The organism is Pseudarthrobacter sp. MDT3-1 (assembly GCF_054510755.1).
Genome location: NZ_JBTNDX010000007.1, coordinates 129,583 through 141,687 on the forward strand (window position 1 = coordinate 129,583; position 12,105 = coordinate 141,687).

Sequence of the window (12,105 nt, forward strand, 5' to 3'; positions counted from 1 at the left end):
CGAACAGGTCACCCACGCGGAGCCGCCTGCTCCGGCCCGGTCTGTTCCGGCCCGGCAAAACTTCCCGGCAGCTCCGCGGCCCACGGAAACTCGAGGCGCGCGATCAGGCCATGCGGCGAGGCCTCGGCAAGCACCAGCAGGCCACCGTTGGCGGCTGCCAGCTTGTCCACGATGGTCATGCCCAGCCCGGTGCCGCGGATGCTCCGGTGCGCCGGGGACCGCCAGAAGCGGCTGGTGGCCGCTGTCCGTTCGTCGGCGGAAAGCCCGGGGCCGTCGTCGGACACTTCGATGGCCACCGTGTCTTGGCGCTCGCGGGCAGCAACCGAGATGTGGGCGCCGGGAGCGTACTTGATGGCGTTGTTCAGAAGTTCGCCGACCATCTGGGCCAGCTCTGCGGCGCTGCACGCGATGTGCACGGCGGGGGCCGGCGGATCTGCCAGCAGGATCGATGCTCCGCCGCGCTGGGCGGCGGGGCCCGCCCGTTCGGTTTCTTCCTGCAGGACCGGGTACGGATCAAGCGGCGCCTGTGCCGCGGGCGACGGGGTTCCCAGCGGGCCCCGTGCGGAGTCCTCGGAGGCCCGGTGCTCGGCGGACGCCAGCCGCAAAACGCCGTCCAGGATCTCCTCCACACGTTCGAGCTCGGCCAGCACCCCTGCGGCGGCGTCGTGCTCCCGGGCGGTCTTCAGTTCCAGCTGCAGCAAATCGATCCTGAGCCGCAGCGCCCCCACGGGATTGCGTAGCTCGTGCGACGTGTCAGCTATCAGTTGCCGCTGCGAATCGAGGCTGTGGCTGACGGTCTGCGCCATGGTGGTGAATGAACGGCTCAGTTCCCGCAGTTCCGGCGGCCCGGCCTCCGGAAGCTGTCCGGTCCGGCCCGTTGCCTCAAGTTCCGTGACGGCGGCGTTCAGCCGATGCACGGGGCGCAGCACCCACTCGGTCACGCGGGCCGCACCAAGCAGTAGCACCGCAGCCAGGACCGCCGCTGCCACTGCGACGATGAGCCACCGCTCCCGAAGTTTCTGCCGGGCCGCGTCCAGTTTGACCTCGAGGACCGCCTCGCCCAGGACCTGGCTCGCGCTGCCGAAGGAGCGGGAGATCACCTCGGAGGAAGGCCCGAACGGCTGCAGCGGGCTGAGCGTGGTGTCGCTAAGGTTCAGGTTCGCCCTGGCCACCGCGTCCCGGACGTCCGGCCGGTCCTCGCTCAGGCCACCGGAGCGCAGGGTTCCCTGCTGGAGACGGATCAGGACTCCTTCGCCGTAGAGCTCGGAATACCGGTCCATCTCCGTTTGCAATTGAGCGGTTTCGCCGGCGGAAGCTGCGTCGAACGCCACCTGTGCCAGGCGGTTGAGGGAAGCGGCACGGTTGATCTGGAGTTCCTGGGTCAGTTCGCGGCCGGCGGACGTCAGGATGGCGTTGGAGGTGATGATGACAATGAGCAACGCCAGGACACTCAGGATGCCCAGGACGCGCAGTTTCACGCCGGGTCCGCCTCGACCCGGTAGCCGACGCCGCGGACGTTGATGATGAAGCCCGGTAACTGGAGCTTGGCCCGCAGCCCCGTCAGGTGCACGTCAAGGGACCGGGACGAGGCCACGAAGGCGTCGCCCCACAGCGCGTCCAGGATCTGTTCACGGGTGACCACCGAACCGGCGTGGCTGGCCAACAGGGCCAGCAGGTCAAACTCGGTGGCCGTCAGCGGGAGCACCTCGGAACGGAGGGCCGCCACGCGCCGCTCGAGGTCGATCTCAAGATCACCCAGCACCACACTCTGCTGCCGCGTACCGCGATAGCGGCCGGCACGCCGCGTGACGGCTTCGATGCGGGCGAGAAGTTCCACGAGCTTTACTGGCTTGACGAGGTAGTCGTCCGCTCCGGACCGCAGGCCGAGCACCACACTGCGTTCGTCGTCGCGCGCGGTGAGAATCAGGATGGGCACCGGCGTGACCTGGCGCAGTTTCCGCAGCACCTCCAGCCCGTCCATATCGGGAAGGCCGAGGTCCAGCAGGATCACTTCGAACTTCCGGTGGACCAGCAGGGCGTCTGCTCCGCGGGCAACCCGGGTGGGGTTGTGCCCCGCGGTCGCGACGGCGGCGGCGAGGGCGGACGCCATGGCGTCGTCGTCCTCGACGATGAGCAACTCCATGGCCTGGTTCCCTTATTCGCTGAGCGGGCAACGCAAACTGCCCGCTTTGGAGATTACCCCGTCGCCCGCCGAAACCTAAGGAAGTGTTAGGAAATGCCCTCCCACGTTGGATGTGCCTTGCATCACGCATAACTTGGATGAGGCCCTCGGCGTTTGAGGGGGGCCCGTCAACGTCGAGGAGGAACCATGGGCAACGTAGCTATGGACAGCACGAAAGTAAGAACAGCGCCGCAGTCCGGGGAGGTTCAACGATGAGCGCCCAGCACGCAGTCCAGAGCGAGGCAGCACAGACCCGCCGGGCCGTGAGCAACATCCTCAAGGGTTCAGCGGGCAACCTCGTGGAGTGGTACGACCTCTACGTTTACACAGTCTTCGCGGCGTACTTCCAGTCGCACTTCTTCAATTCCCAAGACGACCTGCAGGCCGGGCTCGAGGCCATGGCCGTCTTCTCGACGTCGTTCCTGATGCGTCCGGTGGGTGCCTGGTTCTTCGGCCGCTATGCCGACCGCAAGGGCCGCAAGGCGGCCCTGACGCTCAGCGTAACGATCATGTCCGCCGGTTCCTTCGCCATCGCCATCCTGCCGACGACCCAGCAGATAGGCGTCTGGGCGCTGATTCTGCTGATCCTTGTGCGGCTGGTCCAGGGCTTCTCCGTGGGCGGCGAATACGGCACCAGCGCCACCTACATGTCCGAGGCCGCCACATCCAAACGCCGCGGCTTCTTCTCAAGCTTCCAATACGTCACGCTGATCGGCGGCCAGATGCTGGCCCTGCTGGTGCTCGTCATCCTGCAGAACACCATGGACAAGGGCGCCCTGACTGAGTGGGGCTGGCGCATCCCCTTCGCGATCGGCGGCGTCGCCGCGCTCGTGGTCCTGTGGCTGCGGCGCTCGATGGAAGAAACCGTGTCCGCCGAGCAGGTCGAGGCCGCCAAGGTTCCGGCCGTGGCCGGCGTTGCCCAACCGGGCACCATGAAGTTGCTGTTCACCCAGCACTGGAAGCCGCTGCTGATCTGCATCGGCGTCACCCTCGGCGGCACCGTGGCGTTCTACACATACACCAACTTCATTCTGAAGTTCATGAACGATACCTCCGGGATCGCCAAGACCGACACCTCCGTGATCAACTTCTGGGCGCTGTTCATCTTCATGCTGCTCCAGCCGGTCTACGGGATCATCTCGGACAAGGTCGGGCGCCGGCCGCTGCTGCTTTGGTTCGGCATCGCGGGTGTGTTGTTCACCTGGCCGCTGCTCTCCACGCTGTCCAACACCAAGGACCCGTTCACGGCATTCCTGCTGATGCTGGGCGGCCTGCTGATCGTCGGCGGCTACACCTCGATCAACGCCCTCGTGAAGGCCGAGCTGTTCCCGGCCTCCATCCGCGCCCTCGGCGTTGGCCTGGGCTACGCGATCGCGAACTCACTCTTCGGCGGCACCGTCCCGCTGCTTGGTGCGGCGTTCCAGAAGGCCCAGCGCGTGGACCTGTTCTTCACCTACGTTACCGTGGCCATTGCCATCTCACTGCTGGTCTACATCTTCGCCCTGAAGAACAAGAAAACCACGCACCTGGACCGCGAACAGGGCGATGCCTGGAACCGCCCGGCAAAGGACGAGGACAAGGACAAGGACCTCATCAACGCCTAGCGCTGTGGGCAGCTCCGGTGGGCGTACGACGGCGGGTGGCCACCCGCCGTCGTACGCCCACCACCCGCGCCGCCCCCGCACCCTGGACGCTCTCTCAGATAATGCGGCAAATCCCGGGGCGCTCTCTCACTTTCTTGAGGAAAGTGAGAGAGCGTCCCGGGTTTTCTTGCGTTAAGTGAGAGAGCGTTTGGATGAGACCAAAATGAGTGCAAAGCGTGACCGTTCAGGCATCGTCTCGCGCCGCCGTCGCTGGTTCACTGGGAGCAGGCGGATTCCCGCCCTTGTGTGCCGGGGGAGGCGACAGTGGTGTTTCGTTTTCAGCGGGCGGTGGCGTTGGGTGCGGTGCTGGGACTGGCAGCCCCGGCCCCTGCGCCTCCGGAGCTCCTGACGGCCGACGGCGTGGAGCGGATTTCGGTGGACCGCGCCGCTTATGCCGCTGAACTGCGCTCCTTCCGGGCTTCCGCCCTGGGCCTTGGCGAGGCGCTGCTGGCGGACGGCGGCGACGGCGCCAACGGGAACGTCGTGTCCTCGCCCGGGAGCCTGCTGATTGCCCTCGCGATGCTTCGCTCCGGCGCGTCGGGCGAGACCGCGGCGGAGATGGACAGCGTCCTGGGACTCCCCGCAGAGAATCGCGACGAGGCCATGAACGCGGTCCTCAGCTTACTTGCGAAGTTCGACGGCGACCCCGGCGCAGTGGATGAGGACAACCCGCTGCGGAAACCGGTCATGCATGCCGCCAACGGGCTGTTCGTGGACAAGGGTGTGCCCACCGGCGAGTCCTTCCTGGAAACGCTGGCCCGGCACTACGGAACGGGCGTGTATCCCGTGGCCTTCAGCGATGAGGGTGCCACGAAGCCCGCCATCGATGCGTGGGTCAACAGGAACACGGGCGGCCGGATCAAGGAAGCCCCGGCAGAGTACGACCGCCGGAACACCTTCAGCCTCCTCAATTCCCTGTATTTTGCCTCCGCCTGGAGCGCGCCGTTTGACCCGAATGCCACCTCGGACCTCCCCTTCACAACAGCTGCCGGCGAGGAAATCGATGCGCCTGCCATGCACAACGAGGCGGAGATGAAGTACGCGGAAGGTGCAGGCTGGCAGGGCGTGGACCTTCCCTACGCCGATGGTTTCGTTATGCGGTTGGTCCTGCCGGGGGCCGGATCCGACGCGGACGCCGGGGCCGAGTCCCGCCCCGCCTCGGCTGCCTTCGGTGCGGAAACGCTAGCGGAAATCGCGGACGCCTTCGACACTGCAGCGCTGGAGACGGTGCAGATCCAGTTGCCACGTTGGGACCACAAGTGCAGCTTTGACCTGCGGAAGGTGTTTGAGTCACTGGGGCTCCAGACGACGCTCGACACCACGGAGGATTTCAACAACATCCAGCCCAAGATGGCGATCACCCAGGCCGCGCAGGCTGCCAACATCACGGTCGCCGAAAAGGGCACCATCGCAGCCGCGGTGACCCAGATCAACGGAGCTGTCACCAGCGCTCCGCCGCAGCCTGAGCGGTCCATCAGCTTCGACCGGCCATTCCACTACCAGATCGTCCATGTGGAAACCGGCCTGCCGCTGTTTATGGGAACGGTGGCCGACCCGCGCTCGTGACCGTGGCCTCCCCGGGCTGAGCCTAACTAACTGGTCTTGCGGGAATTGCGGCTTCGCAGCAGGGCGCCGTACCCGGCAAAGAGCCGCGGCACCACGAGGTAGACAGCAACCGGAACCACCACGAGCGTTAGAACCAGGGCACGGAGCACCGTGTGCCAGCCCTCGGTCAGGGGTGCCACAAGCATCATGCCCACGGCCACCAGCGGAAAGATGGCCAGCCACGTGATGGCGGCGCGCGGACGTGGATGGAGGGTGCAGGCGGCACCGGTCCGTGAGCAGTGACCGGAGCCTGAGCAGGGGCGGCTGACGCGGGAGCAGTTGCTGTGGGGCTGAGGGTGCTGTTCGCGACATGGCCTGGAATACTGACCGCACCAAAGCACTGCTGCTGACCGCCGCCACCGAGTAGTTCAGTGACAAGGGCCTTGCGGGGGCGCGCGTGGACCGCATTGCTGCCGCGGCGGGCGTGAACAAGGAACGCATCTACCAGTACTTCGGCAAGAAGGACGAGCTGTTCGACGCCGTCCTTGCCGCTGAACTGGTGCGGGTGATGTCCGAGGTCCCCATCGAAGGTTATGGCGCGGCGTCCATCGGAGAGTACGCCGGAAGGCTTTTTGACCGTCACACGAACGACGGCGCCCTGGCCCGGCTCCTGTTCTGGGAAGGCCTGGAGCGCGGGAGGAATACCGTGGACCGGGCCACACGCGCGGACCACTGCGCCACAAAAGTGGACCAGATGCTGGCAGTTCTACCCGGAATCGACCGCACGGATGCGGCCGACCTGGTCCTCACCATCGTGACCCTCTGCGACGGCTGGACGGTCTTCAGGTCGGCCTGGGCTCCGGCGCCACCCGTGGCTTCGGATCCCGCGATGGTCAGGACGACGGCGGGAGCGGAAACGGGGGACTGGAGGGCAGCTGAAGCTAAAGTCATGGCACTATCCTGCCATCCGGCGTCGGGCCCTATTGTTCAGTGGGAGAATGTCGTGACAGTGCTAATACAGCCGGCGTCCCGCGCAACTTTCGTTGCGCGAGCCGTACGCCGAGCGAACCACTACGAATGGAATCCCCCAAGTCTTCCCCCTCAGGCCGTGACGCCCAGCCCATCGCCGACTCCGCCCGGACGGCGCCGAGATTCGCATCAATCGGTTCGCCTACTTCGGTATCATGCTGGCGTTTATGGCCGTGGTGCTGATCCTGTCCAACATCGGGGCGTCCAAGGGCGTCGCGATCGGTCCGATCATCACGGACGGCGGGTTTTTCCTGTTCCCGCTCGCCTACATCCTGGGCGACGTCATCAGCGAGGTCTACGGTTTCAAGGTGGCGCGCAAGGCCATTTTCACCACCTTCGCACTGTCCGTCTTCGCCTCTGTTTGCTACTGGGTGATCATCGCCCTGCCCGGCTTCGATGACGAGTTCGGCACGTCCAAGCAGGCCGCCCTTGAGGGGGCCCTTGGTCCGGTGCCGCAGATTGTGCTCGCCTCGCTGTTGGCATTCCTGGCCGGCCAGACCATTAACTCGTGGATCCTGGTGAAGATGAAGGCCCGCTCCGGGGAGAAGTCACTCTGGGCGCGGCTGATGGGTTCCTCAGGCGCGGGCGAGTTCGTGGACACCCTGATTTTCTGCAGCATCGCCGCCTCCGTCATCGGCATCACGGACTTCGGCACGTTCCTGAACTACGTGGTGGTGGGCTTTGTTTACAAGACACTCGTGGAGTTCCTGTTTGTGCCGGTGACGTCCCTCGTGATCGGCTGGATCAAGAAGCGCGAACCGAGCTACGGGGTCTGAGCGGCCATCCCCGGGCCGCCATTTCGACGGTTCCCTGCGCAGACGATGTTCGCAGCCATCGAGTGCGCAGGGAACCATCGAAACGGCGTGGAGGACGACGGCGGGACGCAGGGAAGGCGGGCGGGCAGCGAGCCGTGACACGCGCTAGCGGTAGTACTGCGCCAGGGTCTCGGCCTTGAACTCGAAGAAAGTCCCGGCTTCGATGGCCAGCCGGGCGTCGTCCACCATCTTCACCACAAAGCGTTCGTTGTGGATGGAGATCAGGGTGGCGGAGAGCATTTCCTTGGCCTTGAACAGGTGGTGGATGTAGGCCCGCGAGTAGTTGGCGCAGGCGTAGCAGTCGCAGCCGTCCTGGAGCGGGCCGAAGTCGCGCTTGTACTTGGCGCCGGAGAGGTTGAAGCGGCCGGCTGGCGTGTAGAACGCGGAGTTGCGGGCCACCCGCGTGGGGGAGACGCAGTCGAAGGTGTCCGCGCCGTTCTCGATCGCGGTGAAGATGTCGTCCGGCTCGGAGATGCCCAGCAGGTGCCGCGGCTTGTCCTCCGGCAGTTCCTCGTTGCACCAGCGCACAATCGTGCCCAGGTTTTCCTTCTCCAGCGCCCCGCCGATGCCGTAGCCGTCGAAGTCCATGGCGCCAAGGTCCCGGCAGGCCTTCCGGCGCAGGTCCTCGTACTGCGCACCCTGGATCACGCCGAAAAGTGCCTGGTACGGCTTCCCCACACGGGACGTGGTCAGCCGGAAATGCTCCTCCAGGCATCGCAGGGCCCACAACCGCGTGCGCTCCAGCGATTCCTCCTGGTAGCCGCGGGAGTTCTGCAGCGTGGTCAGCTCATCGAACGCGAACATGATGTCTGCGCCGATCTGGTGCTGGACCTGCATGGAAATTTCGGGGGAGAAACGGTGGCGGTCGCCGTTGAGATGCGATTTGAACCAGACGCCGTCGTCGTCAATATGCGCCAGGCGTTCCTTGCCCGGAGCCACGGCGTCGTCCGGTCCGGAGGTGTCCACCGACTTCATGTCGATGACCTTCTTGAACCCGGACCCCAGGCTCATCACCTGGAACCCGCCGGAGTCCGTGAACGTGGGCCCGGACCAGTTCATGAACGCGCCCAGCCCGCCGGCCTCGTCCAGGATGTCCGCGCCCGGCTGGAGGTACAGGTGGTAGGCGTTGGCAAGGAGCGCCTGTGCACCGAGGTCTGCCATGGATTCCGGCAGGACGGACTTAACCGTCGCCTTGGTCCCGACGGCGATGAACGCCGGGGTGCGGATTTCGCCATGGGGCGTGGTGACGGTCCCCGTGCGGCCCAGGAATTTTCCGCCGTTGGCAGCTGCCTGCCCAGCCGACGGCGCACAGCTGTCAGCCAGGCGGGTGCCAACGGTGAAGGAGAACTGCGACTGGTCGGCTGCAGCGGCCGAGCCGGCCGCCGCTGCTACGGGATCAGCTGGGACTGCCGATACGGAGACGGATGGCGCGGGGGCGGGGTTGGCTGGCACGGTTCCAGTGTGCCAGCAAGCGCCGCCGATCCCTCAGCCTGCCGCTTCCGATGTGGGGTAGTTCTCAGCCCGCCAACTGTCCCAGAGCGAATGGATGGACTCCATTTTGTGGGCACCCAGATCGAAGGTCGAGGCGATCACCATGGCGCCGCCGTGGGGCCTTACGCCTTCAATGACGGGCTGGTCCGCCACGATCAGCAAGCCGTCGCCGTGCTCCGCGTAGCTGTGGACGGTAAGCCCTACCTGATGGTTGCTGCGGAACCAGACCTTGCCGGTGATTTCCTCCCCTGTGGACAGCGTCAGCCCATACGTCTCACCCGGCGCAGGCACGTCCGACAAGCCCAGCTTCTCGATGGCGGAAGCCGGCTCGCCGGGAAATTCGAAGAACATCGTATGCCGCTTGCCGTGCGGGTGGTGTTCCAGCGCGAAGCGGAGTTGCTGCAGGAACGTCAGCCAGCCTTGCGTGATGTCCTCGTCCCAGGCCGCCCACTCAGAGTTGTGGTCCAGGGCTGCCCGCGTGACACTGACCAGCGTCCCGGCGGACACCGGTTTCAGGTCGAAGACGTCGCCGCCATTGGTGGTTAGGCTGGTGTGGTCCGGGGCTTCAACCACGTTGCTGCTGAAGTAGATCCCGTCAATCTCATCGGCCAGTTCGTCAGCCTCCCAGCCGTGCCACTGGGCAACTTTGGCTGGTTCACGCAGCATGGTCCAGACCTGCGGCGCATCAGCATTTATCACCACGCTCAGATTGTTCGTCATAGCCCGAATCTACAACGCGGGCGCAGCCCCGGGTAGGGGGCAATTCCCCCACCCCGACGGCTTAGGCCCGGACGGCCTCGAGTTCGTTGCTGATCCGGCGCTGGAGTTCGCCCACGCCGATCGTCTCAGACCCGCCGTGTGCGCGCAGGAACAGCAGGGATTCGAGGCGCAGCAGCCGCCACTCCCGCTCGGCCTCGTGGTTGGAGTTGTCGATCGAGCGGAAGATCTCTTTGTCGTACAGGTTGGGTTCGTTCAGCGAACGCTGGCGCACCTTGGCGTTCATCCGCGCCTTGAACGGGTCCGTTTCCTGGGTTTCCGGCAAACGCAGCAGCTTTTCATAGACTTCGGCGCGCTCCTCCTGCCGGTCCTGGCGGCAGATGAAGCTGGACAACGCCAGCGACGCCTCCACGGACGCCCACCGGCCCGGGTTGCCGTCGAACGGGAGGACGTTGAGCAGGTCCGCCACGGTGAGCGCCCCGTCCGGATCCTTGAGCGTGATGAACAGCTCGTGGGCCAGGTCGCTGAGGTCCTTGAGGCAGCTGCCGGACTTGAAGTTGATGCCCTTGGCCAGCTTGTCCGCCAGCAGCAGCACGCCAACGGCGTCCGGGTGGGCTTCCGCGGCAGCCTCCACCACCGCTTCGGGTGTGCCCTGCGGCGCCGGAATCCGCGCCAGTTCTTCCGCGGACGGGCCGCTCATCGCGGGCGGGATGGCCGGCGGGGGAGGTACGACGACGGCGGGAGCCGCCGGGGCTGCCCCCGCTTCGCCGGTGTGCTGGGGCTGTTCGGCAGGGTGTTGCGCCGCGACCGTAAGCTGCGTGACGGCGTCGGGCGTCGTGTCCTGAACGGGGGTGCCCCGAACGGTGGTGTCCGGAACCGTGATGACCCTGACTGTTGTGTCCAGGATCTTTACGGTGGAGCCGGCCGCGATGCGGAGGGTGCCGCCGCCGGTGAGGTTTGCCAGGACCACCGCAGGGGTCCCGAAATCGTCCGGTTCAAACTCCACGTGCTGGATTTCGGCGGTGCGTTCACCGTCGGGGAGGAGGAGCTGATCGCCGGTGGTCAGAGATCCAGCCTGCTGTTCGCTGTAGTGCCTGGCGGCTGGGTTTTCGGTCATGGGAGTCCTTAAGTTCTCTTGCGGTCCGCCCTACAGTCTACAAAGCGGGGCGCCGGAAGTCGGGGACGCCGGGGAACCCGCGGGCGTCAGTGACCCACGCCCGCAAAGGCCAGCGCCTGGCGGACCAGGGCGCCGCGGCCGCCGCTGAATTCGAGCTGGACGTCGGGGCTTAGCACTTCCGCCGGGGTCATCCAGGTCAGTTCCAGGGCATCCTGGCGGGGTTCGCATTCGCCGGTCACGGGGATGACATACGCCAACGATACGGCGTGTTGGCGGTCGTCGGTGAAGCCGGTCTGGGACGGGGCCGGGAAGTATTCGGCCACCGTGAAGGGGACCGGGCTGATGGGGAGCTGCGGAAACGCGAGCGGCCCCAGGTCCTTTTCCATATGGCGCAGGAGTGCGGCGCGGATTGTCTCGCGGTAGATCACGCGGCCCGAAACCAGCGACCGGATCATGTTCCCGTCCTCGTCGGCCTGGAGCAGCGTACCGACCTCGTTCACAAAACCCAGCGGATCCAGCCTCACCGGCACGGCCTCCACATAGATCATGGGGAGCCTCCCGCGGGCCTCAAAGAGGTCTTCTTCGGAGAGCCAGCCGGGATTGGGGTCAGGAGTGCGAACGTTCATGGTTAAGTTTTACCCCATTGGGCGGCCTCGGACCGCTGAGGGGTGAGCTATCAGCGTAAAGCGGCGCCCAAAGCGCCGGAATCTCACCCCTCGGCGGGCTTATCCGCAGAGACAGCCCCGGGCACCCCGGTCCGGATTGGAGCGGATCACGGCGCGGCGAGGCGCTGCGAGATCCAGAGCGTGGGCGGGACATGCGGGGCGGTTGTGGCTGCGGCTGTGTCGGCGGTACCTGCGCTGCCCGCGGCGTCGGGGTTGGCCACGTGCAGGGTCCGGCCGAAGGCTTCCTCGGTTTCGCTGACGTCCAGCCCGGCGGCGGTGAGCCGGTCCCGCAAGGCGCCCAGATCGCCGTCGTACTCAAATCCCAGGCCGGACCGCGGCGGCCCGGATGCCGGCCGCACCATCAGCACCCCGCCGTTCTTGGCGGTAAAGTCGGCGGTTTCGTCGGCGTCCGGGACAGGGCGGAACCTGGCGCCGATGTCCTGCAGCGTCACGGCGGCGGCGCCGGGATCCTCCGTAAACCAGACCCCGACGACGGTCAGCGCCGGATCAGCGTCAGCCGCGTTCGTCTCCCGGGCGCCTTTGTCCGCCAGGAAGCTGAAGCCGTCCCGGCCGGTGATGCGGCACGACTCGCCGTGATCGGCGGCGATGAGCTCGGCGACCGTGTTCCCGGATTCCTCCGCGGCCAGGGCGGTGCGCCGCCCGAATTCCGCCAGATCGCCCACCTCCACGCCCAAGGCAGTGGTGCCGTCGTCCGTGCCGCCGGCGTCGGCCACGTGCAGGGCCAGCCGGCCGGAACCGGCGTCGAACTCCCGCCATGGGCCGTCATCGACGGTCTTGGCCAGGCCCAGGGCAGCCAGGAGCTGTTCCCAACTGTCCGGCCGGGAGGTGAAATGGACGGGTCTGACACGCAGCATGGGTTCCTCCCCGAAACCAGGACAGG

10 protein-coding genes and 3 pseudogenes are annotated in these 12,105 nt (G+C 66.3%); 4 read left to right on the forward strand and 9 right to left on the reverse strand.

Going from position 1 to position 12,105, the window contains the following annotated elements:
• Positions 1–8 precede the first annotated feature (8 nt).
• Positions 9–1,478, reverse strand: coding sequence for a sensor histidine kinase (locus ACX80X_RS07655; protein WP_459311655.1), 1,470 nt, complete (start codon positions 1,476–1,478; stop codon positions 9–11).
• The gene (locus ACX80X_RS07660; protein ID WP_252610184.1) at positions 1,475–2,143 is read right to left on the reverse strand and encodes a response regulator transcription factor; all 669 of its coding nucleotides are present in this window, start codon (positions 2,141–2,143) and stop codon (positions 1,475–1,477) included. The genes ACX80X_RS07655 and ACX80X_RS07660 overlap by 4 nt, the downstream gene beginning before the upstream one ends.
• Positions 2,144–2,394: 251 nt before the next feature.
• Between ACX80X_RS07660 and ACX80X_RS07665 the strand changes: the two genes are divergently transcribed.
• Entirely contained in the window at positions 2,395–3,786 is a 1,392-nt protein-coding gene (locus ACX80X_RS07665; RefSeq protein ID WP_459311658.1) for an MFS transporter, read from the forward strand.
• 303 nt (positions 3,787–4,089) lie between these two features.
• Entirely contained in the window at positions 4,090–5,391 is a 1,302-nt protein-coding gene (locus ACX80X_RS07670; protein WP_459311660.1) for a serpin family protein, read from the forward strand.
• A 26-nt stretch (positions 5,392–5,417) separates the two neighbouring features.
• Here the strand turns inward: ACX80X_RS07670 and ACX80X_RS07675 are convergent, their stop codons facing one another.
• Complete coding sequence (locus ACX80X_RS07675) at positions 5,418–5,579, reverse strand: hypothetical protein (RefSeq protein WP_252599818.1); 162 nt, start codon at positions 5,577–5,579, stop codon at positions 5,418–5,420.
• Between the two features lie 230 nt (positions 5,580–5,809).
• On the opposite strand from ACX80X_RS07675, the pseudogene ACX80X_RS07680 reads away from it, so the two are divergent.
• A pseudogene (locus tag ACX80X_RS07680) lies at positions 5,810–6,211 on the forward strand (TetR/AcrR family transcriptional regulator); the annotation flags it as partial.
• On the opposite strand, the pseudogene ACX80X_RS07685 reads toward ACX80X_RS07680, so the two are convergent.
• Positions 6,202–6,321 (reverse strand): annotated as a pseudogene (locus ACX80X_RS07685) (bifunctional hydroxymethylpyrimidine kinase/phosphomethylpyrimidine kinase); the annotation flags it as partial. The pseudogenes ACX80X_RS07680 and ACX80X_RS07685 overlap by 10 nt on opposite strands.
• Before the next feature lie 126 nt (positions 6,322–6,447).
• Between ACX80X_RS07685 and ACX80X_RS07690 the strand changes: the two are divergent.
• Positions 6,448–7,175: pseudogene (locus tag ACX80X_RS07690) on the forward strand (queuosine precursor transporter).
• A gap of 144 nt (positions 7,176–7,319) precedes the next feature.
• On the opposite strand, the gene tgt reads toward ACX80X_RS07690, so the two are convergent.
• The 5 genes from tgt to ACX80X_RS07715 all read right to left on the reverse strand — a co-directional run bounded on the left by tgt (position 7,320) and on the right by ACX80X_RS07715 (position 12,079).
• Positions 7,320–8,666 (reverse strand): tRNA guanosine(34) transglycosylase Tgt, encoded by a 1,347-nt coding sequence (gene tgt, locus ACX80X_RS07695; protein ID WP_374210013.1) that lies wholly within the window; start codon positions 8,664–8,666, stop codon positions 7,320–7,322.
• Positions 8,667–8,699: 33 nt separating this feature from the next.
• Complete coding sequence (locus ACX80X_RS07700; RefSeq protein ID WP_252599814.1) at positions 8,700–9,425, reverse strand: SRPBCC family protein; 726 nt, start codon at positions 9,423–9,425, stop codon at positions 8,700–8,702.
• A gap of 61 nt (positions 9,426–9,486) precedes the next feature.
• Positions 9,487–10,539, reverse strand: a complete 1,053-nt coding sequence (locus ACX80X_RS07705) for a DUF6707 family protein (protein WP_252599813.1) — start codon at positions 10,537–10,539, stop codon at positions 9,487–9,489.
• A gap of 86 nt (positions 10,540–10,625) precedes the next feature.
• Positions 10,626–11,165: an NUDIX hydrolase family protein gene (locus ACX80X_RS07710; RefSeq protein WP_056349560.1), complete on the reverse strand. Its 540-nt coding sequence runs from the start codon at positions 11,163–11,165 to the stop codon at positions 10,626–10,628.
• A 146-nt stretch (positions 11,166–11,311) separates the two neighbouring features.
• Positions 11,312–12,079: a VOC family protein gene (locus ACX80X_RS07715; RefSeq protein ID WP_252599812.1), complete on the reverse strand. Its 768-nt coding sequence runs from the start codon at positions 12,077–12,079 to the stop codon at positions 11,312–11,314.
• Between the last annotated feature and the right edge of the window lie 26 nt (positions 12,080–12,105).

Bases quoted from the DNA above. Each gene is read 5' to 3' on its own strand.
- ACX80X_RS07660 (WP_252610184.1), bottom strand. From the start codon at position 2,143: ATGGAGTTGCTCATCGTCGAGGACGACGACGCCATGGCGTCCGCCCTC.
- ACX80X_RS07665 (WP_459311658.1), top strand. From the start codon at position 2,395: ATGAGCGCCCAGCACGCAGTCCAGAGCGAGGCAGCACAGACCCGCCGG.
- ACX80X_RS07675 (WP_252599818.1), bottom strand. From the start codon at position 5,579: ATGATGCTTGTGGCACCCCTGACCGAGGGCTGGCACACGGTGCTCCGT.
- ACX80X_RS07700 (WP_252599814.1), bottom strand. From the start codon at position 9,425: ATGACGAACAATCTGAGCGTGGTGATAAATGCTGATGCGCCGCAGGTC.
- ACX80X_RS07705 (WP_252599813.1), bottom strand. From the start codon at position 10,539: ATGACCGAAAACCCAGCCGCCAGGCACTACAGCGAACAGCAGGCTGGA.
- ACX80X_RS07710 (WP_056349560.1), bottom strand. From the start codon at position 11,165: ATGAACGTTCGCACTCCTGACCCCAATCCCGGCTGGCTCTCCGAAGAA.
- ACX80X_RS07715 (WP_252599812.1), bottom strand. From the start codon at position 12,079: ATGCTGCGTGTCAGACCCGTCCATTTCACCTCCCGGCCGGACAGTTGG.